Origin of the sequence: Streptomyces sp. ISL-96, from assembly GCF_018614035.1 — a bacterium.
In the GTDB taxonomy this organism is placed as follows: Bacteria; Actinomycetota; Actinomycetes; order Streptomycetales; family Streptomycetaceae; genus Streptomyces.
In genome coordinates, this window is record NZ_JAGGPA010000020.1 from 33,353 (window position 1) to 59,892 (window position 26,540).

Annotated in this window: 23 protein-coding genes, 1 tRNA gene and 2 pseudogenes; 20 read left to right on the top strand and 6 right to left on the bottom strand. The window is 69.3% G+C overall.

Annotated features, from left to right (window positions below; translation table 11 throughout):
- The first annotated feature begins 120 nt into the window (after positions 1-120).
- Positions 121-615, top strand: a complete 495-nt coding sequence (locus tag J7E96_RS13265; protein ID WP_215130816.1) for a hypothetical protein — start codon at positions 121-123, stop codon at positions 613-615.
- 142 nt (positions 616-757) lie between these two features.
- Positions 758-831, top strand: a tRNA-Met gene (locus J7E96_RS13270).
- 427 nt (positions 832-1,258) lie between these two features.
- Here the strand turns inward: J7E96_RS13270 and J7E96_RS13275 are convergent.
- Positions 1,259-2,095 carry a class I SAM-dependent methyltransferase gene (locus J7E96_RS13275; protein ID WP_215130817.1) on the bottom strand — a complete coding sequence of 279 codons (837 nt, stop codon included), beginning with the start codon at positions 2,093-2,095 and terminating at the stop codon, positions 1,259-1,261.
- A gap of 73 nt (positions 2,096-2,168) precedes the next feature.
- Here J7E96_RS13275 and J7E96_RS13280 point away from each other — a divergent pair, with 73 nt between their 5' ends.
- Positions 2,169-2,768: a TetR/AcrR family transcriptional regulator gene (locus J7E96_RS13280; RefSeq protein ID WP_215130819.1), complete on the top strand. Its 600-nt coding sequence runs from the start codon at positions 2,169-2,171 to the stop codon at positions 2,766-2,768.
- Positions 2,769-2,805: 37 nt separating this feature from the next.
- Here J7E96_RS13280 and J7E96_RS13285 read toward each other — a convergent pair.
- From J7E96_RS13285 to J7E96_RS13295, 3 genes and pseudogenes are all read right to left on the bottom strand, one after another.
- A pseudogene (locus J7E96_RS13285) lies at positions 2,806-4,036 on the bottom strand (GDSL-type esterase/lipase family protein).
- Positions 4,037-4,217: 181 nt separating this feature from the next.
- Positions 4,218-5,081 carry an ABC transporter permease subunit gene (locus tag J7E96_RS13290; RefSeq protein ID WP_215130821.1) on the bottom strand — a complete coding sequence of 288 codons (864 nt, stop codon included), beginning with the start codon at positions 5,079-5,081 and terminating at the stop codon, positions 4,218-4,220.
- Positions 5,078-5,989, bottom strand: coding sequence for an ABC transporter ATP-binding protein (locus J7E96_RS13295; protein ID WP_215130823.1), 912 nt, complete (start codon positions 5,987-5,989; stop codon positions 5,078-5,080). The genes J7E96_RS13290 and J7E96_RS13295 overlap by 4 nt, the downstream gene beginning before the upstream one ends.
- A 133-nt stretch (positions 5,990-6,122) precedes the next feature.
- On the opposite strand from J7E96_RS13295, the gene J7E96_RS13300 reads away from it, so the two are divergent.
- Entirely contained in the window at positions 6,123-7,373 is a 1,251-nt protein-coding gene (locus J7E96_RS13300; protein ID WP_308295932.1) for a sensor histidine kinase, read from the top strand.
- The gene (locus J7E96_RS13305; RefSeq protein WP_215130825.1) at positions 7,370-8,026 is read left to right on the top strand and encodes a response regulator transcription factor; all 657 of its coding nucleotides are present in this window, start codon (positions 7,370-7,372) and stop codon (positions 8,024-8,026) included. The genes J7E96_RS13300 and J7E96_RS13305 overlap by 4 nt, the downstream gene beginning before the upstream one ends.
- A gap of 645 nt (positions 8,027-8,671) precedes the next feature.
- Here the strand turns inward: J7E96_RS13305 and J7E96_RS13310 are convergent.
- Complete coding sequence (locus J7E96_RS13310) at positions 8,672-9,160, bottom strand: cupin domain-containing protein (RefSeq protein ID WP_215130827.1); 489 nt, start codon at positions 9,158-9,160, stop codon at positions 8,672-8,674.
- Positions 9,161-9,337: 177 nt separating this feature from the next.
- On the opposite strand from J7E96_RS13310, the gene J7E96_RS13315 reads away from it, so the two are divergent.
- Positions 9,338-10,189: a DUF817 domain-containing protein gene (locus J7E96_RS13315; RefSeq protein WP_215130829.1), complete on the top strand. Its 852-nt coding sequence runs from the start codon at positions 9,338-9,340 to the stop codon at positions 10,187-10,189.
- 115 nt (positions 10,190-10,304) lie between these two features.
- Here J7E96_RS13315 and J7E96_RS13320 read toward each other — a convergent pair whose 3' ends face one another.
- Positions 10,305-10,736, bottom strand: a complete 432-nt coding sequence (locus J7E96_RS13320; RefSeq protein ID WP_215130831.1) for a VOC family protein — start codon at positions 10,734-10,736, stop codon at positions 10,305-10,307.
- 376 nt (positions 10,737-11,112) lie between these two features.
- Here J7E96_RS13320 and J7E96_RS13325 point away from each other — a divergent pair, with 376 nt between their 5' ends.
- The 14 genes and pseudogenes from J7E96_RS13325 to J7E96_RS13390 all read left to right on the top strand — a co-directional run bounded on the left by J7E96_RS13325 (position 11,113) and on the right by J7E96_RS13390 (position 26,529).
- The gene (locus tag J7E96_RS13325; RefSeq protein WP_215130833.1) at positions 11,113-13,221 is read left to right on the top strand and encodes a SpoIIE family protein phosphatase; all 2,109 of its coding nucleotides are present in this window, start codon (positions 11,113-11,115) and stop codon (positions 13,219-13,221) included.
- Between the two features lie 258 nt (positions 13,222-13,479).
- A pseudogene (locus J7E96_RS13330) lies at positions 13,480-13,779 on the top strand (hypothetical protein); the annotation flags it as partial.
- A 100-nt stretch (positions 13,780-13,879) separates the two neighbouring features.
- Positions 13,880-15,049, top strand: coding sequence for a lytic transglycosylase domain-containing protein (locus tag J7E96_RS13335; RefSeq protein ID WP_251069842.1), 1,170 nt, complete (start codon positions 13,880-13,882; stop codon positions 15,047-15,049).
- Positions 15,050-15,135: 86 nt separating this feature from the next.
- Entirely contained in the window at positions 15,136-16,266 is a 1,131-nt protein-coding gene (locus J7E96_RS13340) for an RNA polymerase sigma factor (RefSeq protein ID WP_251069843.1), read from the top strand.
- Positions 16,267-16,366: 100 nt separating this feature from the next.
- The gene (locus J7E96_RS13345; RefSeq protein ID WP_215130834.1) at positions 16,367-17,365 is read left to right on the top strand and encodes an ABC transporter ATP-binding protein; all 999 of its coding nucleotides are present in this window, start codon (positions 16,367-16,369) and stop codon (positions 17,363-17,365) included.
- Positions 17,366-17,412: 47 nt separating this feature from the next.
- Entirely contained in the window at positions 17,413-18,132 is a 720-nt protein-coding gene (locus J7E96_RS13350) for an ABC transporter permease (protein WP_251060027.1), read from the top strand.
- A gap of 53 nt (positions 18,133-18,185) precedes the next feature.
- The gene (locus J7E96_RS13355) at positions 18,186-18,950 is read left to right on the top strand and encodes an ABC transporter permease (RefSeq protein ID WP_069930222.1); all 765 of its coding nucleotides are present in this window, start codon (positions 18,186-18,188) and stop codon (positions 18,948-18,950) included.
- 7 nt (positions 18,951-18,957) lie between these two features.
- Positions 18,958-20,232 carry an MCE family protein gene (locus tag J7E96_RS13360; RefSeq protein WP_374196664.1) on the top strand — a complete coding sequence of 425 codons (1,275 nt, stop codon included), beginning with the start codon at positions 18,958-18,960 and terminating at the stop codon, positions 20,230-20,232.
- Positions 20,229-21,266 (top strand): MCE family protein, encoded by a 1,038-nt coding sequence (locus J7E96_RS13365; protein ID WP_215130835.1) that lies wholly within the window; start codon positions 20,229-20,231, stop codon positions 21,264-21,266. Before J7E96_RS13360 ends, J7E96_RS13365 begins: the two co-directional genes overlap by 4 nt.
- The gene (locus J7E96_RS13370) at positions 21,263-22,246 is read left to right on the top strand and encodes an MCE family protein (RefSeq protein ID WP_215130836.1); all 984 of its coding nucleotides are present in this window, start codon (positions 21,263-21,265) and stop codon (positions 22,244-22,246) included. Before J7E96_RS13365 ends, J7E96_RS13370 begins: the two co-directional genes overlap by 4 nt.
- On the top strand, positions 22,243-23,415 hold the full coding sequence (locus J7E96_RS13375; RefSeq protein WP_215130837.1) for an MCE family protein: 1,173 nt from the start codon (positions 22,243-22,245) through the stop codon (positions 23,413-23,415). The genes J7E96_RS13370 and J7E96_RS13375 overlap by 4 nt, the downstream gene beginning before the upstream one ends.
- Complete coding sequence (locus J7E96_RS13380; protein WP_215130838.1) at positions 23,412-24,755, top strand: MCE family protein; 1,344 nt, start codon at positions 23,412-23,414, stop codon at positions 24,753-24,755. Before J7E96_RS13375 ends, J7E96_RS13380 begins: the two co-directional genes overlap by 4 nt.
- Positions 24,752-26,017, top strand: coding sequence for an MCE family protein (locus J7E96_RS13385; RefSeq protein ID WP_215130839.1), 1,266 nt, complete (start codon positions 24,752-24,754; stop codon positions 26,015-26,017). The genes J7E96_RS13380 and J7E96_RS13385 overlap by 4 nt, the downstream gene beginning before the upstream one ends.
- Complete coding sequence (locus J7E96_RS13390; protein ID WP_251069844.1) at positions 26,014-26,529, top strand: hypothetical protein; 516 nt, start codon at positions 26,014-26,016, stop codon at positions 26,527-26,529. Before J7E96_RS13385 ends, J7E96_RS13390 begins: the two co-directional genes overlap by 4 nt.
- The last annotated feature ends 11 nt before the right edge of the window (positions 26,530-26,540 follow it).

Below are 26,540 nucleotides of genomic sequence, written 5' to 3' on the forward strand. Positions count from 1 at the left end.
TGGCGTGCTCAGTGGCGGGGTCACTTGGTGGTACGCATCGACTGAGGCCGGGTCAGGGGTGTGCGTGGCGCCCGTGGGACGCGTCGGCCGAGCGAGTCGCTGACGGGCTACCGTGGCACGGTGGGAAATACTTTTGGTGGTGGGCCGCGGAGTCTGTATCTCTCCAACGGCGGCACGGAGGTGTTCATCGACGTGCTGATGCTGGCGGTCTCTGATCTCGCAGATGACGTGTGGGACTACCGCTTCGCGGCGCTTCTGACGCTGCAGGATCAGAGCGCCATGGGTCGCGGGGCTGTCGGATTCGACCTGGAAGACATCGACTGGGGCACGACGCCACAGCAACGATCGCATGCGAGAGACTTCGTGCTGCGCGCCACCGGCCTGGCGATGAATCGCCACCGCTGGAGCGAGCTGGATTACGAACCTCCCTTCGCCCAGGACTATCTGCGCCAGTTCAAGGCCATGGTCGAGTCGTTCGTGCCCACCGAGGGTGCTCATCGCACCGGAGTCTTCCCCAGCCCAGGCGAACGTGCGCTGGCCTGCTGCGCGCAACACCGGATCTTGAGCGCACTGCCGCACTGGGAGGGGTGCTTTCTCTGTACCCGGCCGATATAGGGCGGCCGAATCCTGAGCATCCGGGTTGGCGAAATCCGCCGACGAGGGCGCCCGCCACAACCGAGGAACGCCGGTTCCTACGCGGTCCGGGAAAACGGCGGCCGTTGCCGGCCCAACAGTGCCGTAGAGTGGTGTTTAACGACGCGGGGTGGAGCAGCTCGGTAGCTCGCTGGGCTCATAACCCAGAGGTCGCAGGTTCAAATCCTGTCCCCGCTACTACCCAGAAGGGCCCGGATCCTGGTGGATCCGGGCCCTTCTGTCATGCGGTCGGTGAGCAAACTGCGTTCGGAGACACGACGACGCCCACGCCAGTCCCAGCGTGGCTCAAGGAGGCGGCTCTTGAGCAAGAGGCGGGCCCTTCCCACCAGGCCGCGCCTCGTGCTCGGCCCACTACGTGCAGGCGTGGCCCGAGACGTTCGTGCCGTTGCCGCAGGCGGTGAGCGTCAGGCTGAGGGCGGCTACGGCGGTCGCGGCGAGTACGGCAGGGCGGCGGATGAAGGTACGCATGTGGGGCTCCCCGTGTGATGCGGTCGGTGCGGTCGATGCCATGTGCTGGCAACTGGTGTGCTCACGGCGTCGGTCCCTGCACAGTGCTCCCCGAAGGGCGGCACGGCGGCCCGTCCAGGGAGCGGGCGGCTCACTCTCAGGTCAGCGAGCGCCCGTTACGCACCGCGGTGACCGCTACCGTCGCGTAACGCATCGTGAAACTGCCGCCCATGGCGTCGATAGCGGCCCCGACACCCTTGAGCACCTCTGCCAACTTGTCCGACGTAAGCTGCGTGAAGGCGCCATGGGTAGGCAACTGGTCCACCCACGCGTCCCGCGTGTAGGACCACTCCCAGTCGAATCGCCACTGCTCCGGGTCGCTGAATCCACCCGCCTCTCGGATACCGTCGGCAGCCTTGGTGAACAGCACCTGGTAGCCGTCCAGGGCTTGACTCGTCATCGCCTGGAGGCTGAACGGCGAGTCGGGCATCACCCGGCGGTAGACCGCGGCGAAGGCTCCGGCCACGTCGGGCGGAAGCTGGAAGACGTTCCAGAACGCTGCCAGCCGGCCGCCGGGCCGCAGCACCTGCGCGGCCTTGGCCGCTCCCGCGACCGGGTCTACCCAGTGCCAGGCCTGGCCGGCGACGACCGCGTCGAATTCCCGGCCGGCCGGATCCCAGGCTTCAAACGTCGCTACGTCAGTCTCGACCCCGAGGTTCCGCGCCAGGTCGGCCATCCGCGCGTCGGGCTCGACCCCGAGCACCCTGCAACCGGCTGCCTGGAACTGCCGGGCGGCGATTCCGGTCCCGCAGCCGACGTCGAGGACGCCGGGGCCGGGGATGGCGGCGACGATCCGGCCCACCATGGCTTGGGGGTAGCGGGGGCGAGCCGTGTCGTAGCGTTCGGCATCCGAGCCGAACGACTCCGCCACCTGGCGGTGTTGATGCGACTCATGCCCCGAGAGAGGCGCTGGCTCCGGAGGTAGAGTGGGCATGCGCCCACTATGAATGGGCAGACGCCCACTCGTCAATCGGAACGGGCTGAGCGAGAGAAAGAGGAGATACACGGTGCCGACGGGAGTAGCCATCCGCGACGCGCGCGAGCAGCTGTTCGACGCCGCCGAGCGCGTCCTGATCCGCGACGGGCCGAGCGCGCTGACCAGCCGCGCGGTCACCACTGAGGCAGGCTGCGCCAAAGGCGTCCTGCACCGGCACTTCGCCGACTTCGACGCCTTCCTCGCCGAGCTCGTGCTGGACCGCATCGCCCGGATCGACAGCCAAGAAGCCACACTGCGCAACTCCGCCGGGACCGGCACCGTTGCCAACAACCTCACCGGCGCTCTGACGGACCTGTTCGGGTCGGTCGCAGTGGCGATCGTCGGCCTCGTCACCTCCCGGGATGATCTGCGCGCCCGGCTCCGCCAGACCACACCGACCGGCATCCCGGTACTGACGGAAGCCACGGCCATGATCGCCTCCTACCTCACCGCCGAACGCGAACTGGGCCGCATCGCGGGGGATGCCGACGTCGACGCCCTCGCCCCCACGCTGATCGGAACCGGACACATGCTCTTCGCCGACCGGAAAGGTGCCCGTCCGGAGGCTGGAGCCGTCCACAAGGTCGTGACCGCGGTCATCGCCGGCGTCGTACAAGAACCACGGTCATGAACGGCCCCTAGCAGCGACACCAAAGATCAGTTCACGTTCAGGCACGCTGGGCGGCGAACGGGCCGCCGACTCCGAAGGCCAGGGCGGCGAAGCGTTCGCCGATGCGGCGGTGTGCGGCAGCGTCCGGGTGGAGCTGGTCGGGCAGCGGCAGTTCGGCGAAGTCCGCCTCGCCGTAGAGGTCGCGGCCGTCGAGGTAGTGCAGGTGCGGGTCGTCGGTTGCCCGCTGCTTCACGAGGCGGGTCAGTTCGTCCCGGATGACGTTGAGGGTCAGCTTTCCGCCGGCCCGTTCCGCGGGGTCGCCCGAGGCCCGGAACTGGAGTCTTCCAGCGGTGAGGTTGCTGAAATCCGGGGCGCTGGGGCCGGGGGTGTCCTCGTGGATGGGGCACAGGATGGGCGAGACGACCAGGAGTGGAGTGGTGGGGTGGCCCTCGCGGATGGTGTCGAGGAAGCCGTGCACCGCGGGGCCGAAGGCGCGCAGGCGCATCAGGTCGGTGTTGACGAGGTTGATGCCGATCTTGACGCTGATCAGGTCCGCGGGGGTGTCGCGCATAGCGCGTGCGGTGAACGGGTCGAGCAGGGAACTGCCGCCCAGGCCCAGGTTGGTCAGTTCCACGCCGCCGAGGGAGCCGGCCAGCGCGGGCCAGGTTGTGCTGGGGCTTGCGGCGTCGGAGCCGTGGCTGATCGAACTGCCGTGGTGCAGCCACCTCTTGCGCCCATCGTCCGGTCGGGGCTCGACGGGGGCGTCAGTGCGCAGGGCGATCAGCTCGGTGATCTCGTTGTACGGCAGCCAGATCTCGACGTCCTTGACGCGGTTCGAGAGGCCGGAGAACTGGACGGTGCCGACCGGGCCGGGCCGGGTTTCCGCGGACCCGGTGGTCATGTCCACCATGAGGATGTTGCCGCCGGTCACACTGGCCTGCGCGGTCAGCCGGCCGTCGACGAGCAGGTCGTACACGCCATCGGGGCGGGGCGCCCAGGTAGGCATTCTTGGTGCGGAGCGCATCCAGCTCGACGGCGGTGGCCCGCGTGCGGAACACCAGCCGTACGCCGGAGGGCTGGGCCTCCGCCATGGCCAACTGCCCATCGGCGCACTGTGCACGGGCCCGGGCGGGCAGCCGGTGCGGTAGCAACCCGTGTTCGGTGCGCTCCAGTTCCAGGGCGCCGCGCAGGAGGTCCGTGGTGATGGGTGTGGTGATGGGCGGGGTGGTCCAGTCCGTCGCCCGGGCCGCCGTGGGGGCGCCGGGGACGTCGTCGCGCCGGTGGTTCATGGTTGCCATTCTGTCGGTCGGATGCATGGTCCACCCAATGGTTTTCCGCCCACCCCCTGCTTGCAGGCGCAGCCGTACGCAGCAACACAGGGTGCCGCCGACTGTTCGCAATGGCCAGTGACACGACCTCCCCGAACCCGAGCCGCGCCCACGCCCACGCCCAGTGTCCGCGGCTGCACGTTCACACGTCACGCCACCGCACGGCGAGCACGGTGAGCGCTATAGCGGCGAGCGGCCAGAGCGCGAAGGCCGTCCACGATTCGGCCACCGTGGGCAGGGCGGAGCCGGTGCGGGGCTGAAGTTGGGACAGGCAGGTGCGCCAGGCGTAGTAGGGGAACATGCCGTACATGTCATTCGCCCACTGGTGGACGCTCGGTTTGAAGAAGCCCGGCAGGACGACGAGGACGCCACAGGCCGTGACGACGGTGGTGGCCGTATGCCGCAGGACCGCTCCGATGCCCATGCCGACCAGCGCCGCCACCGGCGCGAGCAGCGCGTTCGCCACGAGCACGCGGGGGACGCCGGGCTCGCCCATCGAGAGGCCGATACCGCGGCCGGACAAGATGGCCTGGCTCGCGCTGAACGTACCCACCGAGACGACCACGCCGACGGTGAGCATGACGCCCGCGACCACCACTGCCTTGGCCACCACCACCCGGTGGCGGGCCGGTACCGCGGTCAGCGTGGTGCGGATCAGGCCTGAGGCGTACTCGCCGACGATCGTCAGGGCCCCGACACTGCCCGCACCGATCATGAGGAGGGCCACGCCGACACCGCTGAGCGCCTCGGTCATCGGGTCGTAGTGGGACTTCTCCTGCGGTCCGAAGTCCTGCCAGTTGCCGTATGTGTCGAGACTGCTCTGCACGGCGAGCCCGATCAGTACCAGGACGCCGAGCCCGAGCACCCAGTACGTCGAGCGCAGCGACCACAACTTGATCCACTCGGCGGCGATGAGGTCCTTCATACGGGCGCGCGGTTCGACCGGCGGCACGGAACGGGCGGTCGTGGCCGGCCGGGAAGTCGTCAGCGGGGTTACCCCGGTCATCGGCGATCACCCGCGAGGTAGTCGGCGCGGTCTGCGGTCAGTTCCATGAATGCTTCCTCCAGCGAGGCGCTGCGCGAGGCGAGTTCACGCAGCATGATCCGGTGTTCGAAGGCGAGCTCACCAATGCGGGCCGCGGTCAGCCCCGTCACCGTGAGCGACTCGGCTCCGTCCGTTCGTACGCCCGCACCCTCCGGGGTCAGGACGCCCGCGAGCCGAACGGCGTCGGGCGTGCGCACGGTGACGCGGGTACGGGTGCCGCGCGCGGCGAACGCGGTGACGGTCTCTTCCGCGATCAGTTCGCCACGGCCGATGACGACGAGATGGTCGGCGGTGTTCTCCATCTCGCTCATCAGATGGCTCGATACGAGCACCGTGCGCCCCTCGGCGGCCAGCCGCTTGAAGAGGTCGCGCACCCACCGCACGCCCTCCGGGTCAAGGCCGTTGACCGGCTCGTCGAACAGCAGCACGGGCGGATCGCCGAGGAGCGCGGTCGCGATGCCGAGCCGCTGCCGCATCCCCAGGGAGAACCCGCCGACGCGACGGCGCGCCGCGCCGGCCAGTCCCACCTCCTCCAGAACCTCCCGCACCCGGCGGCGGGGCAGACCGTTACTGCGGGCCAGCGCCGACAGGTGAGCGGCGGCGCTTCGGCCGGGGTGGACATCTCCGGCATCCAGCAGCGCACCGACGTGGTGCAGGCCGGCCTGCCGGTGGGCGAACGGGCTCCCGTCGATGGTGGCGGTTCCGGCGGTGGGCCGGTTCAGCCCGAGGATCATGCGCAGGGTGGTGCTCTTGCCGGCGCCGTTCGGTCCGAGGAACCCGGTGACGTTCCCGGGCCGTACGGTGAAAGTCAGCTCGTTGACGGCGAGAACGTCGCCGAAGCGTTTGCTCAGTCCGTTGACTTCGATCATGCGGTCCACGTTGCCGCCGGCCAGGCCCGTGCCACATCGGTCCACGGGCAGGAATCGAAGATGCCGCATCTGCCTGAAGGCATACACCTGCAGGCTGATGCCGGGGCGTGAGCGGCAATCTACGATCGCGAGCGTGCCCGACATCACGCCGCACCGGCCTCCCGCTCCACCGCTTCAGCGACTGCTGATCTGTCTCGGGGTGGCTGCGCTGGGTCTGGCGCTGTACGCGACGATGGCGGGCGGCCCGGTACCAGTCGTCGGGCAGGAGAGCCAGGGCGCCGCCCTCGCCGGGGTGGCGTTCGCGATGGCGGCGCCGCTCGGGTGGATACGGCGACAGCCGTGGCCGGTCCTCGCGGTACTCCTGGCCCAAACGGCCGGCGCGGCGGCTCTGGGACTGCGGGCCGAGCAGATATGGCCACTCCTTCCGGCCGGGCACCTCCTGGTCGGCGTGGTCGCGGCCACGCGGGCGCCCCGCGCCGGTCTCGCCGCGGCAGTCGTCGCGCTCGCCGTCCAGGAGACGGTCCTGCAACTGGCCCTCTTCAGGGACGGCGGCTGGGCCCGCGTACTGGCTCCGGGTTATCTCGGACTGACGACCTGCCTGGCCCTCGCGGTCCTCTTCGCCTGGTTGACGGGCACATCTGTCCGCCAACGGCGCGAGTACGGCGAGGCGTTGCGCGACCAAGCCTCCGCCCAGGCCGTTACGGCCGAGCGGCTGCGCATCGCGCGCGAACTGCACGACATGGTCGCCCACAGCATCGGCGTCATCGCGATCCAGGCCGGCGCCGGCAGCCGGGTCATCGGCAGCGAGCCCGAGCAGGCACGGAGCGCGCTGCAAGCCATCGAGGCCACCAGCCGGGAGACCCTGCGGGGTCTGCGGCACATGCTCGATCTACTCCGCCAGACGAAGCCGGAGCGGGAGCCGTCCCTGGAACGGGCGCCGTTCGCGGGGCTCACGGACCTCGACCGGCTGGTCTCGACGACGGCCGAGGCTGGAGTCCAGGTGGAGGTACGGCGCCGCGGAGAACAGCGCCCGCTGCCCACCGCCGTCGACCAGTCCGCCTTCCGCATCATCCAGGAGTCGGTGACCAACGTGGTACGTCACGCGGCCACCCAGCACTGCCGGGCGACGGTCGACTGCCGGCCCCGCGAACTTCTGGTCGAGGTGGTCAACGACGGGCCCGGCCGCACAGCCACCGCGACCGCCAACTCCGGCTACGGCATCCGCGGCATGCGCGAGCGAGTCGCGCTCCTCGGAGGCAGTTTCACCGCCGGGCCACGGCCCGAAGGCGGCTTCCGCGTCACGGCACGCCTGCCTCTGCCACCCGCCGCGGCGGCCCCAACGACTTCGACAGTTACGACGGCTTCGACGGCTGAGGCCCCATGACAATCCGCGTCGTACTCGCCGACGACCAGGCGTTGGTCCGCGCCGGGCTGCGCATGGTCATTGAGCACAGCCCGGACATCGACGTCGTCGGCGAGGCCGAGACCGGCACCCAGGCGGTCGGCCTGGCCAGAGAACTGCGCCCCGACGTGGTCGTCATGGACATCCGCATGCCCGGCATGGACGGCATCGAGGCCACACAGATGATCACAGCCGATTCCCCGGGGAGCCGCGTCGTCATCCTCACCACCTTCGACAGCGACACCAATATCTACGCCTCGCTGCGCGCAGGTGCGAGCGGCTTCCTCGTCAAGGACCTGGCCCTGGAGGACATTCTCACGGCCATTCACGTGGTGGCGGCGGGCGACGCCCTGATCGCGCCGAACGTCACCCGCCGCCTCATCGCGGAGTTCGCCGGCCGCCCGGAACCGGCCCCACCGCCGGCGGAGCTAGCCGGCGTCACCGCGCGGGAACGCGAAGTACTGACCCTCGTCGGCCGCGGCATGTCCAATGGCGAGCTCGCGGCTCACCTCCACATCAGCCCGGGGACCGCCAAGACGCACGTGGCAAGCCTGCTCTCCAAACTCGGCGTCCGCGACCGGGTCAAACTCGTCATCATCGCCTACGAGGTGGGACTGGTGTCGCCGTCCCGATGACGGACGGCGCCGTCAGGCGTTGCCGTGACGGGGCCTCCTGTCCTGCCCGCCCAGCGTTCACCACACCGGCCATTTCCACTTGCGGTCATCGCGGGAGCGTTTCAACCCACGGGCGGGGAGGGTGATGAGACGAACAGGACGACTGTCGGGACGGCCGGTGCGGTTGGTGCGACAGGTACCGCTGGGGTGGCGGCTCGTCAGCTCGGCGGCCCATCCGCCTGGTGGGCGGGTAACTCGGGCGGCCCTGTCGCCCGGCTCGAGGCCTCGGAACGCGACGAACCCGGCACTTGACGAGCCGCAACGCCCCTGCAACCCCATCCGTCTCAGCTGTGTCGCTTCCGACCCTCACGTGAGCGTTTCGACCCCACACTGTGGCTCAGGCGACTCGCAGTGCGCTCGCGGTGCCTCACTGAGTCGTAGGCGCACGGCGACGTGCTCAACAGCGACGTCATCAGGGGCGGGGAATGGCACCCGACCCACGCAGCCGAGATCTGCCTGCCGACTGGTGCGGTCACCTGACGAGGACACCGCGCGGAGTGCGGCGCCTTCGTCGCCGTGGGACTGCTGGAAGAACACCCCCACACGCACCCGGCGTGCTCTGACGCCGACGACCTCGACTCACGGAAACCAGGCCGGCCACGTTTCCTAGCCCTCCAGGGCGGCACGCCACACCGGGCTGTCGACGTAGTGGTTGTCGAAGTGCTCGGAGGACTCCTTGATTTCCTGCGGGCTTGCCTCGCCCCGCATCACCCGGCCCAGCAACCGCAGGTAGTCGAAACGCGGCATGCCCGGCGTGAAGACGAACAGCACGTCGGCTTCGGCTCCAGGAGCCGCAGCGAAGGCATGGGGAGTGTGCGGCGGTACGAGCAGCAAGTCACCCTCATCGAGGATCTTGACCTCGTCGTCGATGAGCACCTGAAGCGAGCCGCCGATGACGAAGAAGAGCTCGGACGCCCTGGTGTGGAAGTGAGCCGGGGCGCCCACCGCTCCCTTGGCGAACCGCGAGCGGTAGCTGGTGAGCGAGCTGCCGTCGGTGCCACAGTCGGCGAGCAGGGTCATGACACTGCTGGGGTCGCCGGTGGTCTCGGCGGAGGCGGCGCGGGTGAGAACCGGCATCAGTGCGGAGGCGTTCATAGTCGTACTCCCTGTGCTGAGTTCGGCCGTCGGCATCTCCCGCGGCCCTTGTGACTACGACTCTAGGCAGCCAAGCGACCTGACAGAGGGTGCATTTTGATGCATGAACCATGGGTCAATTTTGTGCTTCACGTCTCGTCGCGCAACCCCGCATCCCAGGTCAGGCGTCTTGCGGGTATGACATCCGTGCAGCACGCATTTCGGCAACTTCTCCTTTTCGGGTGGCAGCAGGCGCGCTGCTGCGCCTTCGCGGTCGCGCTCGTGGGTGGTGTGGCCGTATCCGGTCTGTTGCCGGAGCTTTCCGTGGCGCGCTACGACCTGTTGCTCGGTTACGGAGTACTCCTCACGGTCCTGGCCCGCCGTGTGGGCTGGGACACCGCCCGGGATACTGCGGTGATCGCCGCCTGTCATCTCATTGGGCTGCTGTTCGAGCTGGTCAAGGTCCAGTTGGGCTCCTGGAGCTATCCCGAGGACGCCGTCACCAAGTTTGCCGGCGTGCCGCTGTACGGGGGTTTCCTCTACTCGGCCGTCGGCAGCTACGTCTGCCGGGCGTGGCGGCTCATGTCACTCCAACTCACCGGTTACCGGCCGCGCGTGATGGTGTCGCTGGCCGCTGCCGTGTACGTCAACTTCTTCAGCCACCACTGGCTGCCTGACGCCCGTTGGGTTCTCGCCGCCCTCATGCTGCTCGCCACCATCGGAACCTCAGTCGGCTACTCGGTGGGGCAGCGGCGATACCGTATGCCGCTCGCGCTGGGCTTCACCCTCATCGGGTTCTTTCTCTGGGTCGCGGAAAACGCCGCCACCTGCGTCGGAGCATGGAGCTACCCGAATCAACTCCACGGATGGCAGCCGGTCTCCCCCATGAAGATCGCCGCCTGGGCGCTGCTGATCAGCGTCACATTCGTCATGGTCGCCGGACGCCGCCGGGCAGCCGAAAGCACCTCTTCGCCGCCTCAGCCTCAGCCGACTGCGTTCACCTCACCAGCCTCGACCAGCGTTTCCGGCAGGCGGCTGCCGCCGGTGTGAGGCGAGCCCACTGGACCTTTCGTTCCAGAGCGAGAAGACCAGGGCCGAAACGACGGGCGGGGCGGAAGCCAGGCAGCTGGCTCCCGTCCCGCCCGCTACTGCTCTACGCGCCTGGTCAGCGTTCCGACAGCTCCGACGGGGCCTCCTGGATCACCCATCCATTTCCGTCCGGGTCCTCGAAGGACATGAACGAGTTCCAGGTGTCCCCCTTGCCGTCCTCCCAGCCCGTCGCGCCGACGTGGCGGATCGGAGAGACATCCACGCCTCGGCCCAGCAGCTCCTCGCGGGCCGCCTCGATGTCCGTGACACAGATCTGCAGGCCCTGCAGCGTGCCCGGGGCCATCTCCTTCATACCTGGCGCCTTCGGCATTCCCTGGAGCATCGCGATCGAACACCGCGAGCCGGGCGGGGTCAGCTGGATGATGCGCATACCGGGGGCGACCTCGTCGTCGAGGTCGACCTTGAAGCCGATCTTGTCGGCGTAGAAGTCCTTCGCCCGGTCCATATCGGTGACAGGGACCGGGACGACTTCGAGTGTCCAGTTCATGAGAGCCTCCTCAAAACGCCAGCGGGGCCGGCCGAACGGCTCGCCCTTGGCGAAGCCGACGACCGTACGGGGCACGAACGCAAAACCAGGGCGGGTCCACCGTCGCCCACGAAGAAGCCGCCGCGCACGTCGAAACGCCAGTCCGGGCCACACTTGTCCCAACGGGCCGGGATCAGTTCCTGCGCCGCTGCGGCAGTACGGGCGAGGTGGGTCCCATTCGTGGCGATGAGCCGTTCTACCGCGGGAGGCAGCAGAAGCAGCGCAGCAGCCCCGGTCACCCACTCCCGCAGGCTGTCGGCCAGGGGGCGGTCCGGGACTGGCGGGACCAGGATGGGTATGTGAGGCCTGTGGCTGCCCGAGAGGGGGCAGGTTGCGGATGAATGAGCAGATACCGGTCAATGAGCTGATCAGCGGCGCCGCCCAGGACGCCGGAGGGTGGCTGGGTGCCCTGCAGGTCGCGCAGGTGGCCACCAGTGCCGACGGGACGATCGTGCGGTGGAACTACACCGCGCAGCAACTGCTCGGCTACACCCCGCCGCAAGTGGTGGGGCGGCACATCGCCGACCTTCTGCATCCGGGGGCCGACAGCAGCCTGGGCCGGTCGCTCTGGGAGACCGCCGCCACGGGGCGCGGGGTGATGGGCACGGTGACGGCGTGGCACCGCGACGGGCACCCACTGGAGCTCGAGATCTGGGCCTGTCCGGTACACAGCGGGCGGCACGGGGCCTCGGCGGTGCTGGTCTTCGCGGCCGATGCCCACGCGGCGCGCCGTATCCGAGGGTCGTCGGCGGTGTGGGACGGGCTCTTCTCCCGTTCACCGGTCGGCATCGCCGTCCTCGACACGCATCTGCGGTTCCTGCAGGTCAACCCGGCGCTCGAAGCGATGAACGGCTTCGCGGAGTCCGCACACGTGGGCCGTCGCCTGGCCGAGTTGCTGCCGGAGGTGAACGCGGGCGAGATGGAGGAGGCGATGCGGCAGGTGCTGGACACCGGGGAGCCGGTCCTTGACCGGCGGCGTACCGGGCGGACGCCGGCCGATCCGGAGCACGACCGGGTGTGGTCATGCTCGTATGTACGGGTGGAAGATCCCGCCGGCCGGCCGATCGGCGTGATCGCCTCCCTGCTCGACATCACTGAGCAGCAGCGGGCCCACACCGAGGCGGAGGCGGGCCGCCGCAGGCTCGCCCTGCTCAGCGAGGCCAGCGTCCGCATGGGTGCCAGCCTGGAGCTGGAGCGTACCGCCCAGGAGCTGGCCGGCCTCGCCGTCCCGGACCTGGCCGATGCCGTCACCGTCGACATCCTGGACATCCTTGCCCGTGGCGACGAGCCCGACATGGGGCTGACCGGCGGCGTCGCGCTGCGGCGCCTGGGCAAGGCCCCGCTGACCGGTTCCAACATCACCGACATCCTGGCCCCGCTCGGCCGAACCCTCGGCTTCCCCGCAGCCGCCCCGTACACCCAGGCACTCGCCGCCCGCCAGCCGTTCCTGATCGCCCGCCTCGACGAGCGGGCCATCGCCCCCGCGGCCCGCCACTCCACCGCACCGGCCCAGCTGCTCAAGGCGGGGGTGCACTCGTTCATGATGGTTCCGCTCGTCGCCCGCGACCTGGTCCTCGGCGTCGCCACCTTCTACCGCACCCGACCCGTCGGCCCCTTCGGATCCGACGACGTCACCCTCGCCGGCGAACTCGCCGCCCGCGCCGCCGTCAGCATCGACAACGCGCGTCTATACCACCGTGAGCACGAGACCGCGGTCGTACTCCAGCGCAGCATGCTGCCGCAGCACATCACTCCGCCGCCCGGCATCGAAGTGGCCCACCGTTACCTGCCCGCCAGCGACGTCAACGAAGTCGGCGGCGACTGGTACGACGTCCTGCATCTCCCCGACGACAAAGCGGCCCTGCTCATCGGCGACGTCATGGGTCACGGCATCGCCGCGGCCGCGGTCATGGGGCGGCTCTCCGCCACCGTCCGGGCCCTGGCCCGCCTCGACATGCCCGCGACCGAACTGCTGCACCATCTGGAAGCCACTCTCGCCGACCTGGCCGAGCCGATGCTCGCCACCTTCCTGTACGCCGTCTGCGACCCCACCACAGGCCGCTGCACCATCACCCGCGCCGGCCACCCCCCGCCCGCCGCGGCGGAGCCCGACGGCACCGTCCACCTGATCAAGACCCCGCCCGGCGCCCCGCTCGGCGTCGGCGGCATCGACTTCACGACCACCGACATCACCCTGCCTCCCGGCAGCATCCTTGTGCTCTACACCGACGGACTGATCGAAGCCCGCGGCCGTGACATCGACGAACGCCTCTCCGACCTCACCCGCCTGCTCACCGAACCCCAGCGACCGCTCGACCAACTCTGCGACTTGCTGATCACCCGTCTGGTCCCGGCATCCGCCGACGACGACATCGCCCTGCTCACCGCCCGCATCGGCAGCACATCCGGCCGCAGCAGCCAGACACCGCCCAATGCCACCGGCTGATGGTCTTCGGATCTTCGGAGCGACAACTCCGCGGTGCAGGCGCCTCAGTTGGGCGACCGCGTCCGGGGCGTCGGCGAGCAGGCCCGTGTACAGCGTGTTCACGCAGAGGGCGGCCGCGCAGTTGACGCCCGCGGTGTACCAAGAAGGGGCGCGGCTCATCGACGGCCGGCAGAGAGGCCGACGGGACCCCCACGGAGCACCTGGTGGTGACCCAGGGCAACAGGGCACCGGCGGCACGCTGTGGCGGACCGAGGGCGCCGGGCCCAGGTGCCCACCGCCACCCACGCCATCGGTGACGCGGCCGTACGGCATGTCCTCGACACCGTCGAGAAGGCCCTGGCCACCGGGGACGGCGGGGTACGGCACCGGGTCGAGCAGATCGAGACCGTGCCGGACGACACCCTGCGCCGCATCGGCGAGGAGCGCGTCGGTCACCGCGCCGATCTGACCGTCTTCGCCGACAACCCTCTGACCACGCCGTCCACCGATCTGCCCCGGCTCCCGGTGCTGCTCACGGTCCTCGACGGCCGCCCCACCCACCGCGACGCGGGCCTGTGACCCGACTTGGCGCGACGGACCGGCCCCCTCCCCCCGTAGAGACAGGTGACAGTGTCCGCGCCCCTTCGGCGCGGCAGCGGGATGGGGAGGGGTCTGACGTATGGCTGGACAGTTGGCCGCGCAGTTGGCAGGACGGTTGTCGGGGCGGATACGCAGAGGTGTTACGGGGACGGCGGTCGCGGCGGCGGCCATGGCGGCGCTGACGGGATCGCAGGCGCCGGGTCTCGCGGCGGGCGCCTCCACGCCCGAGGGTGCCAACACATCACCGGACCAGGAGATTTCGGGCGATACCCACTACTATCGCGAACTTCCCCCCTTGGGGGTGCGCTACATGGCCGGCCCGTCGGCACAGCCGTCCTCGGGCGGCCCCGTCGTCGCGGTCGGCCGCGCAACGCTGCCGGGCACGGTCCTCGCCGCGTACCGGAAGGCGGAGGCGGCGCTCGCGCGGAGTGCCCCGGGATGCGATCTGCGCTGGCAGCTGCTCGCCGCGATCGGTCAGGTGGAGTCCGGTCAGGCGCGCGGCGGTCGGGTGGACGCGGACGGTACGACGTACGCGCCCATCGTCGGTCCGCAGCTGAACGGCCAGGGGTTCGCCCAGATCCGGGACACCGACGGCGGCGCGTACGACCGTGACACCTCCTACGACCACGCCGTCGGCCCCATGCAGTTCATCCCGTCCACCTGGGCCAGGTGGGGCGCCGACGGCAACGGCGACGGCAGCACGGACCCCCACAACGTCTACGACGCGGCGCTCGCGGCGGGCCGCTACCTGTGCGCGGGCGGGCGCGACCTCTCCCGGGCACAGGACCTCGACCGGGCGATCCTGTCCTACAACCGGTCGCGGGAGTACCTTCGCGTCGTCTTGTCCTGGTACGGCTACTTCAAGGACGGGCACCATGTGGTGCTGGACGGGAGCGGTGCGGGTGCGGGTTCGGGTTCCGCCTCCGGCTCTGGTTCCGGTTCTGGTACGAAGCCGGGCTCGCCCGGCACCGCGCGGAGCAAGCCGGGCGATGCGGGGCCACGTACCGGCGCGACACCCTCACGGCCGGCGTCCGAGCCGCCCTCGTCCTCGCCCAAGCCCTCCGCGAAGCCCACTCCGAAGCCCGTTCCGAAACCCTCGCCGTCGGACCGGCCCACGGGCGGCGTGAAGCCCGGGGCACCCCTGCCCACCCCTCCCGGCACCGACCCCGGAGCCGGCATCGGGCTGCCGGGAGACGGTGAAGGCGTCCTTCCGGACGCGGACAGCGGGACGCTGACCGGCAACGGTTAGGACTCACTCCCGCCGCACCCCTCCACAACTCCGAATACCGGGCGGTAACCTCCGGGCGATCAGGAGTACGCGCGAGGAGGGGCTTCATGACGACGGATATGGATCCTTCATACCTGGCGTCGCGACCGGGCGAGGAAGCGGCCCATCTGCGGTGGCAGCACATGTGGGCCCATCGCGAGCAACTGCTCAAGGTGGCGCGCCGCAGGTCCATGAGCGCGGAGGACGCCGAGGACGCCGTACAGGAAGCGATGCTGCGCGGCGCGCAGCACACGCACCTCGACGACGCACGCATGGGCGCATGGCTGACGACGGTGACCATGCGCCTGTGCGTCGACCGGTACCGGCAGGTCCACCGCGAGGCCCAGGTGTCCGGCACCCGCACGCTCACCGCCCCCGGCCCTGTCCCGGTCGAGGAGGCGGTGTGCGACCGGGCGGAGGCCAGGTGGGTTGCGTACCAGAGCAAGGAACTGCCCGCCCGCCAGGCGGAAGCACTCCGGCTGAAGTCGGAGGACCGGGACATCGGTCAGATCGCCCGCGAGATGGATCTCAGTTACGAGGCGGTCGAGTCCCTGCTGGCCAGGGCCCGGCGTACGCTCCGCAACTCCCTGGCCGGCACGCTGGCACTCGGCCTGTGGCTGGTCGGGCGCGGCCGGGATCAAGCGGGTCAGGCGAGTCAGGCGGGCGGGCATGCCCAGGCTCTGGCCGCAGCGTCCGCCGCGGCGACGTTGGCCGTAGTGGGGCTGATCGTGCCCTTCGCGTACGAGCCGGCTCCGCCGGGGCCTGTGCGGTCCGGCACTTCGGAGGCGAGGGAGGACGTGGACACGGCGGGTTACTCCGAAAACCCGGCTGCCCGGTCCGTCTCACCGGCCTCTCCGGACTCCTCGGCCTCCCCTGCCTCGTCCGTTCGCCCCGATGCCGCAGGCTCTGCGGCGCGGAGCGGGGAGGCGTCACCCACGGGGCTCCCGACGCCGTTGCCGGTGGTTCCGGTGCCTGAGGTTCCGGTGCCGGAGGTTCCGGTGCCGGAGGTGGCTCTGCCGGAAGTCTCGCCGCCGCTGCCGGCCGCCCCGGAGGCACCACGACTCCCGGCCGCACCGCCGCTTCCCTCGGCGCCACCGCTCCCCGACACCACCGCCGTACCGGACGCCGTCGGAGCCGTTCCCACCGACGCACCCACCGACGTACTGGACGAGGCCCCGCACACCGGCGTACGCCCCTGATTTCCGCCCCGTAAAAATTTCTCGACTTCTTCGCGACGGATCCGCCGCCCTCCCCCGTAGAGCAGATGTCAGAGCTGCTCCCCGCTGAAGGGTGAACCGGATGGGTGTCGAGATCTGTGTGGAAGGGTTGACCAAATCCTTCGGCAACCAGGTCATCTGGCAGGACGTCTCACTGACGCTGCCCGCCGGTGAGGTATCCGTCATGCTCGGCCCCTCGGGTACGGGAAAGTCGGTGTTTCTCAAGACGCTCGTGGGCCTGCTGAAGCCGGAGCGGGGATCGATCACGATCGCCGGGCAGGACATCACCAAGCTCCGCGAGCGCGACCTCTACGAGGTGCGCAAGCTCTTCGGTGTGCTGTTCCAGGACGGCGCCCTGTTCGGGTCGATGAGCCTGTACGACAACATCGCCTTTCCACTGCGCGAGCACACCCGCAAGCCGGAGAGCGAGGTCAGACAGATCGTCCTCGAAAAGATGGACATGGTCGGTCTGATCGGCGCCGAGGACAAGCTGCCCGGCGAGATATCCGGCGGGATGCGCAAGCGGGCGGGACTGGCGCGGGCGCTGGTGCTCGACCCGGAGATCATCCTGTTCGACGAGCCGGACTCCGGGCTCGACCCGGTGCGGGTGGCCTATCTCAACCAGCTGATCGTCGATCTGAACGCGCAGATCGACGCGACCTTCCTGATCGTCACCCACGACATCGCCTCGGCCCGCCTGGTCCCGGACAACATCGGGCTGCTCTTCCGGCGCGAACTGGTGATGTTCGGGCCGCGCGAGGAACTGCTCACCAGCGACGAACCGGTCGTACGGCAGTTCCTCAACGGCCGTATGCAGGGGCCGATCGGGATGGCGGAGGAGAAGGACGCCGCCCAGGTCGAGCAGGAGCTCGCTGAGCTCAACAGCGGCGACGGCAACGGCACAGGACAGAGCGCGGAGGAAACGTCCGCAACGGTCATGACCCCGCGCCTGCTGCCCAGCCCCGGCGTCACCCGCCCGCCCCGCTGGCAGGCGATCGCCGAACGCGAGACGGCGCTCCACCAGCCGAAGACGGAGAAGGCGGAGGAGACGGAGAAGAAGAAGGAGGTGACGGACGCGTGAGTCTGTCCCCCACGGGCGCGCTGAAACACTCCGGCAGCCTCTTCGCCATGGCCCTGGACGTCCTCAGGACCCTCCCCCGGCGCCCCTTCCAGCTCAGGGAATTCATTCAGCAGGCCTGGTTCATCGCCAGCGTCACCATCCTCCCCACCGCCCTCGTCTCCATCCCCTTCGGCGCCGTCATCGCCCTCCAGATCGGCAGCCTGACCCGGCAGCTCGGCGCCCAGTCCTTCTCCGGCGCCGCCTCCGTGCTCGCCGTACTGCGCGAGGCGTCCCCCATCGTCACGGCGCTGCTCATCGCGGGCGCCGGCGGCACCGCGATCTGCGCGGACCTCGGGGCCCGCAAGATCCGCGAGGAGATCGACGCCATGCAGGTGCTCGGCATCGACCCGATCCACCGCCTGGTCGTGCCCCGCGTACTGGCCACGATGCTCGTGGCGGTCCTCCTCAACGGCCTGGTCTCCGTCGTCGGGGTCGCCGGCGGCTACTTCTTCAACGTGATCATGCAGAACGGCACCCCCGGCGCCTATCTGGCCTCCTTCACCACCCTCGCCCAGCTGTCCGACCTGTGGGCGGGCGAACTCAAGGCGCTGGTCTTCGGGGCCATCGCCGCGATCGTCGCCTCGTACAAGGGCCTGAACGCCAAGGGCGGCCCCAAGGGCGTGGGCGACGCCGTGAACCAGTCCGTGGTCATCACCTTCATGTTGCTGTTCGTGACGAACTTCGTGATGACCGCCGTGTACTTCCAAATCGTCCCGCAGAGAGGTTAGTTGTGCGACTTCTCGACCGCCCGCTGCGCTCCCTGGAGGAGCTGGGCACGCAGATGGTCTTCTACGGGCGTTCCCTCGCCTGGACCGGCCGCACCCTGCGCCGCTACAAGAAGGAAGTACTGCGCCTGCTCGCCGAGGTGAGCTTCGGCCGCGGCGCCCTTGCGGTCGTCGGCGGCACGGTCGGCGTCATCGCGTTCCTCTCCTTCTTCACCGGCACCGAGGTCGGCCTTCAGGGGTACGCCGCGCTCAACCAGCTCGGCACGTCCAACTTCGTGGCGTTCCTCTCCGCGTACTTCAACACCCGCGAGATCGCACCGCTCGTGGCAGGGCTCGCACTGTCGGCCACGGTCGGCGCGGGCTTCACCGCCCAGCTCGGCGCGATGCGCATCAGCGAGGAGACCGACGCGCTGGAGGTGATGGGCGTACCGTCGCTGCCGTTCCTGGTGACCACCCGGATGATCGCCGGCTTCGTGGCGGTGATCCCGCTGTACGTCGTCGGGCTGCTCTCCTCCTACTTCGCCGCCCGCACCATCACCACCGGCTACTACGGGCAGTCCACCGGAACGTACGACCACTACTTCCAGCAGTACCTGCCACCGGTCGACGTGCTGTGGTCCTTCGGCAAGGTGATCGTCTTCGCCGTCGTGATCATCCTGGTGCACTGCTACTACGGCTATTACGCGAGCGGCGGCCCGGCCGGCGTCGGGGTCGCGGTCGGACGCGGCGTACGGACGTCGATCGTGGCCATCAACATCCTCGACTTCTTCCTCAGCCTCGCCATCTGGGGCGCCAACACGACCGTACGGATAGCGGGGTAGCGGGCCGATGCGCATACGCATACCGAAGATGCCGGTGACTCTCGCCCGGCCCACCCAACTCCGGCTGTACGGGATCGTGTTCATCGCGGTCATCGCCCTCCTGCTGTCGCTGACGGTCGCCGTCTACCAGCAGGTCTTCACCTCGGTCGTGCGGATCACCCTGGAGGCGGACACCCTCGGCAACCAGCTGGAGCCGCGCGCCGACGTCAAGCTGCGCGGCCTGCTGGTCGGTGAGGTGCGCGAGGTGCGGGCCGACGGCGAGAAGGCGACCCTCGGCATCGCGCTGAAGCCGGAACACGTCCGCCTCATCCCGGCCGATGTGCACGCCCGGCTGCTGCCGAAGACGCTGTTCGGTGAGAAGTACGTCGACCTGGTGGCCACCCCTCACACCTCCACGCGGCACATCCGAGCCGGTGACGTCATCACCCAGGACCGCACCAAGGTCGGCATCGAGCTCCAGCAGCTGATGAACGACCTGCTGCCGCTGCTGCGCACCGTGCAGCCCGCGAAGCTGAACGCCACCCTGTCCGCCTTCTCCACGGCCCTCGAAGGGCGCGGAGACAAGATCGGCGACAACCTCGTACGGCTGGAGAAGTACCTGCGCCGGCTCAACCCGCACATGCCGTCCCTCCAGCAGGACATCTCCCGGTTCGCCGATGTGGCCGAGGTGTACGGCGAAGCAGCCCCCGACCTGCTGCGGATCCTGCGCAACACCCTCACCACCAGCCGGACCCTGGTCGAGAAGGAGGACCAGCTGGCGTCGGTCCTCACCTCGACCGCCACCGCCGCGAACACCACCGAAGGCGTACTCGACGAGAACTCGGAACGGCTCATCACCCTGGGCCGCGTCTCCCGTCCCACGCTGGCCCTGTTCGCCCGCTACTCACCGGAGTACCCGTGCCTGCTGGCCGGGCTGGTGCGGCAGGAAGCGGCGTCCGAAGAGGCGTTCAAGGGCGGGAAGATGCGCATCACCCTCGAATTCGTCCCCCAACGTCCCTCCTACCGACCCGGCGAGGAACCGCGCTATGCCGACCGCTCCGGCCCCAACTGCAGAGGTCTTCCCCACCCTCACGTTCCCGCACCACCGACCAAACTCAACGACGGTACGTCGGCGTCGCACAGCCCGCGCGGTGTGCCTTCCGTCTCCGGCACGCCGGCCGAACAGAACGCCGTCGCCTCGCTCGTGGCCCCGGCCATGGGTGTGCCCGCCGACGAGGTGCCGGCGGTCACGACCCTGCTCTTCGGTCCGATGGCACGGGGAACGGCGGTGAGTGTCGCATGAGCCGTACGAACGCCAGGACGACAGCTCCCCAGCTGATCAAGCTCGGCATCTTCGCGGTGGTGACGGTGGCGGCGACCGCCGTGCTCGCGGCGACCATCGTCAACCTCTCCTTCACCCCCAAGGAGACGTACGCCGCCGTATTCAGCGATGTCACCAGCCTGGAGGAGGGCGACGACATCCGGGTCGCCGGGGTGCGCGTCGGTGAGGTCGAAAGCATCGACATCAAGGACCGGACGCTGGCCGAGGTCACCTTCACCGTCTCCCGCGACCGGCCGCTGCTCACCAGCACCCGCGCCGCGATCCGCTACCGGAGTCTGATCGGGCAGCGGTACGTCGCGCTGATGGAAGGCACGGGGGACGCGACGCCGCTGCGGCCCGGTGGGCGTATCCCGCTGTCGCGCACCGAGCCGGCGCTGGATCTCAACGCGTTGCTGAACGGGTTCAAGCCGCTGTTCGCCGCGCTGAGCCCCAAGGACGTCAACCAGCTCGCCACCGAGATCGTCAAGACCCTTCAGGGCGAGGGTGGTACGGTCCGCAGTCTGCTCGCGCACACCGCCTCGCTCACGACGACGCTCGCCGAACGGGACAAGCTGATCGGGTCGGTGATCGACAACCTCAACACCGTGCTGAAGACGGTGGACAAGCGCAGCACCCGCTTCTCCGACCTGATCTCCCAACTGCAGCGGCTCATTTCGGGGCTGTCGGCCGACCGGAAGCCCATCGGGGAATCGCTGGCCGGCATCAACGGCCTCGCGGAGGCGACTTCCGGGCTCCTCAAGGACGCCCGCCCGCCGCTGAAGAGGGACATCGCTGAGCTCGGCGAGCTCACCGGGACGCTGAACGACCACGAGAAGACAGTGGAGGGCGTCCTGCGACGGCTGCCCAACAAGCTCAACAAATTGACCGGCACCGCCTCGTACGGCTCCTGGTTCAACTTCTACCTGTGCGACTTCGACGGCCGGATCGTGCTGCCGAAGACCGCCGAAGTCATCACTCCTGAACTCCATGTCGCGCGAGCGAGGTGCGGCCGTTGATTCCCTTCCGTGAACGCAATCCCGTGGTGATCGGCACCGTCGGCCTCACCACGATCGCGCTGCTGATCGCCGCCGCGTTCAACGTCCAGGACCTGCCGCTGATCGGCAGCGGTGAGAAGTACAGCGCCGCGTTCTCCGAGGCCGGCGGGCTCAAGCCCGGCGACGAGGTACGGATCGCCGGCGTCAAGGTCGGCAAGGTCGACGACGTCGGCCTGGACGGCGGCCACGTCAAGGTGAGCTTCCGGGTGAAGGGAGACCCGGAGTTCGGGACGCGGACCGGTGCGTCCATCCGCGTCAAGACGATCCTCGGCGCGAAGTACCTCGCGCTGGAGCCGAAAGGCTCCGGGATGCTGGAGCCGGGCAGTGAGATCCCGCTGAGCCGGACCGTTGCGGCGTACGACGTGGTGGAGGCCTTCAGCGACCTCACCACCACCACGGAGAAGATCGACAAAGAGCGGCTGGCCACGGCCCTGGACACGCTCTCCGCCACCTTCGAGGACGCCCCCGAGGAGGTCAAAGCCTCCATCGCGGGGCTGTCGAAGATCTCGCGGACCGTGTCCTCCCGTGACGAGTCGCTGCGCGAACTCCTCCGCCATGCCAACGGCGTCACCGGTGTGCTCGCCAAGCGGAAGGGTGAGTTCAGCAAGCTGGTCAAGGACGGCGACAAGCTGTTCGAGGAGATCAACGCGCGGCGCCAGGTCATCCACGCGCTGCTGAAGAGCTCCGTCGCGCTGAGCATCCAGCTGTCCGGCCTGGTCAAGGACAACCGAGAGGCGATCGGGCCCGCGCTCAGCCGCCTCAACACCGTGGTGAAGATGCTGGAACGCAACCAAGCCAGCCTCGACCGCAGCGTCAAGCTGCTGGCGCCCTTCACCCGGGTCTTCACCAACACCCTCGGCAACGGCCGCTGGTTCGACAGCTACATCCAGAACCTGGTCGCCCCGACACCGGTGGAACCACGGACGGGAGGGTCACGATGACGACCGACCGCATCAAGACCGTACGCCGCATCGCGCTCGCCACCGTCCTCGTGGTCTGCGCCGGCCTCACCTTCGTCCACCTGTCCAAGTCGCCGGTGGTCCGGGTGACGGCGTACTTCCCGCGTACGGTCGGCATCTATCCGGGGTCCGACGTGCGCGTACTCGGCGTGCGGATCGGCGAGGTCAAGAAGATCACGCCGCAGGGTGACCGGGTGCGCGTCGAGCTGGAGTACGCCGATGAATACAAGGTCCCGGCGGACGCCAAGGCGGCGATCATCAACTCCTCGGTGGTCAGCGACCGTTACCTCCAGCTGCTCCCGGCCTACCGCTCCGGCCCGGCGATGAAGAGCAACGACGTAATCCCCGAGAAGCGGACGGCCGTGCCGGTCGAGCTCGACCGTGTCTTCGACAGCCTGCGTACGACAGGGGAGGCGCTCGGTCCCCGGGGCGCCAACAAGGATGGTTCGCTGTCCCGGCTCCTGGCCGTCAGTGCGGACAACCTCCAGGGGCAGGGCGGCAAACTGCACCGGACGGTCGAGGACCTCTCGCAGGCCGTCACCACGCTGTCCGACGGCCGGCAGGACCTCTTCGGGACGGTGGAGAACCTTCAGGAGTTCACGGCTGTGCTGGCGGCCGACGATGCGAGCGTCCGGTCGTTCAACAACAGCCTGGCCAAGGTCGCCGATCAGCTCGCCGGGGAGCGCAAGGACCTTGCCGCAGCCATCAAACACCTGGCGGCCGCGCTCGCCGATGTGTCGGACTTCGTGAAGAAGAACAAGAAGTCGCTGACCGCCAATGTGAAGGGGCTGAGCAAGGTGACCAGCGTGCTGGTCACGCAGCGCGCGGCCCTGGAGGAGGTACTGGAGGTGGCCCCCGCCGGTCTGTCCAACCTCCAGAACGCCTACAACCCCGAATCCGGCACGCTCGACACGCGTAACAACGCCGAACAGCTCCACCAGGACCCGGCCTCGCTTCTCTGCTCCCTGCTGAAGACGACCGGGGAGACGGCCGGGAAGACGGCCGACTGCCGGGACCTGAAGAAGCTGTTCGACTCCCTGCCCGAGCTGCCGGAGGCCGACGCGGTCACCGGAGCGGTACCGACGGGCTCAACAGGCTCGACGGCCTCGACGGACAAGACGCTCGGCGGAATCCTGGAGGCCCGTTCATGACAGCTCCACGGAAGGCAGCCCTGTGGGCGGCCGCCGGTTCCTTGCTGCTCACCGGCTGCGAATTCGAAGGGCTGTACGACGTTCCGCTGCCCGGCGGCGCGGCCGCGGACGGCAACAGTTACCGGGTCACGGTGGAATTCCAGGACGTCCTCGATCTTGTCCCGCAGTCCACGGTGAAGGTCAACAACGTCACCGTCGGCGCCGTCGAAAAGGTGGAACTGCGCGGCTGGCACGCCCTGGTGCGGCTGCGCATCTCCGATTCGGTCAAGCTGCCCGGCAACGCGATCGCCGGACTGCGGCAGACCAGCATGCTCGGTGAGAAGTACGTGGCCCTCTCGGCGCCGACGGACACCGAGCCGGTGGGCAGGCTGACCGACGGCGCGAAGATCCCGCTCTCCCGCAGCGGACGCAATCCCGAGATCGAAGAGGTGCTGTCGGCCCTGTCGGCTCTGCTCAACGGTGGCGGGGTCGCTCAGCTCAAGACGATCACGGTGGAGCTGAACAAGGCCCTGGACGGCCGTGAGGACCGCGTCAAGTCCCTGCTCACGGAGCTGGACACCTTCATCGGCGGCCTCGACAAGCAGAAGAAGGAGATCATCCGGGCGCTGGAGGGCATCGACAAGCTGTCGAAGACCCTGGCCAAGGAGAAGAAGACGATCGACAGGGCCCTCACCACCATGCCGCCCGCGCTGAAGGTGCTGGCCGACCAGCGGACGAAACTGACCAGGATGCTCACTTCGCTGTCGAAGCTCGGCAAGACGGGCACCCGGGTGATCAAGGCGTCACGGGCCGACGTCATCGCCAATCTCCGCCATCTCCAGCCGATTCTCAACCAGCTGAACAAGGCGGGCGCCGATCTGCCCAACGCGCTGGAGCTGATGACGACGTATCCGTTCCCCCGCAATGTGGTGGACGCGATCAAGGGTGACTACGTCAACCTCAAGGTGACCGCCGATCTCGACCTGGCGAGCATCTACGGCAATCTCGCCGACGACCCGAAGAAGCCGGGCAAGCCCGAGCTTCCCGGCGTACCCGCCCCGGACATTCCCGGCGTCCCCGGCCTTCCCGATACCCCTGAACTCCCCGAAACGCCCGGGCTGCCGGACACACCGGGCCTGCCTGACTCGCCTTCGGCGCCGCCGGTACCTCCCGTCCCCTCGGATCCCTCGCCTCCGTCGGAGCCGCCGGGGGCGGGGGACGACGGCGACCTGGGGTGCCTGCCGCTGTGCACCGGCACCCACGCCGCGTACTCGACGCCCTCCGCGGGCGCCGGTAGCGGCTATCCGCGCGGTGTCGACGTGTCCCTCGCGGAACTGCTGATGAAGGGGATGATGCCGTGATCACCCGCATGGTCAGGCTCCAGTTGCTCGCCTTCGCGATCATCACCGCCCTCGGGGTGTCGTACGTCGGCGTCGAGTACACCGGACTGGTCGACCGCGTCCTGGGCCGCGGCTACACCGTACGGGCGGAGTTCGCCGATTCCGGAGGCATCTACTCCGGCGCCGAGGTCACCTACCGCGGGGTCCCCGTGGGCCGCGTCGGCGATCTCCGGCTCACCGGGGCCGGCGGCGTATCGGTGGCGCTGGATCTGGAGGACTCCCCGAGCATCCCGGCGGACAGCCTGGCCGTGGTGGCGAACCGTTCGGCCGTCGGCGAGCAGTACGTCGACCTGCAGCCGCGTTCCGGTGACGGACCCGGCCTGCGGGACGGCAGCACCATCCCGCGCCGGAACACGCGGGTGCCCGTACCCACCACTGAGCTGATCCTCAGCCTGGACCGGCTGGTCAACTCGGTGGACAAGAAGGACCTGCGCGTCACGGTCGACGAGCTGGGCAAAGCCTTCGCCGGCACCGGCCCGCACCTGAGCCGGCTCGTGGACTCGGGCAACGCCCTGGTCGAGTCGGCGTCGGACTCGCTCCCCGAGACGATCGCGCTGATCGAGGACTCCCGGAAGGTCCTGAAGACACAGGCCGACCAGGGCTCCGCGATCAAGTCCTTCTCCCGCGACCTGGCGGCGCTGACCGCCCAGTTGAAGACGAGCGACGGCGACATCCGCGCCCTGATGGACAACGGCACCTCGGCCTCCCGCCAGGTGGACTCGCTCCTGAAGGACAACCGGACCCACCTCCCGGTTCTGCTGGGCAACCTGATCAGCGGCGGTCAGGTCACCGTCGCCCGCCTGCCGGGTGTGGAACAGGCGCTGGTCACCTTCCCCGTGGTGGTCTCGGGCAGCTACACGGTCCTCCCCGGAGACGGCACCACACACTTCGGCATGGTGACCAACGCCGACGACCCGCCGCCCTGCCGCCAGGGCTACGACACCCAGCGCCGCGACCCCGCCGACACCAGGGAACGCGCGGCCAACACCGGTGCCCGGTGCACGGCCCCGCGCGGCGGCGACACGTCGGTCCGGGGAGCCCAGAACGCCCCGGGCGCGGGCGGCACTTCGGGCCGGGCGTCGCACGTAACCGCTTACGACCCCGAGACGGGCGCCGCGAGCGGCCCGGACGGAAAGCCCGTACAGATCGGCTCGACGGGCGGAGCACAGAGCCTCTTCGGAAAGGACTCCTGGCAATGGCTGCTGGTGGGACCCATGGCATGATCCGCGTACTCCTGACCCGTGCAGCACGGCCGCTGCGCCACCGGCGCGCGGTGGCGGTACTGGCCGTCGTGGCCGCCGTGTTCGCGGCCGCTTCCGGCTGGCTGGGCGTCCAGGTGTACGAGCGCCACACGACGGAGCGGCGGCACCAGGACATCCTGGTCGCCGCCCGGCAGTCGGCGCTCAACTTCACCTCGCTCGACTACCGGCACTACGACCGGGACAGCAAGAACGTCCTGAAGGGCGCGACCGGGGACTTCGAGAAGCAGTTCTCGGCGCAGACCGAGAAGCTGACGAAAATCGTCGCCGGCAACAAGTCGGTGTCCGAGGGACAGATCCTCGACGCGGGCATCGCCGACGCGGACGAACGCACCGCGCGGGTCCTGGTGGTGGCCGACAGCAAGGTCACCAACGTCGCGGCTCCCCAGGGCACGTCCCGCAACTACCGCCTTCAGCTCGACCTCGTCCTCGAGGGCGGACGGTGGCTGACGTCCAACGTCGAATTCGTCGGCTGACGCATCCCCCG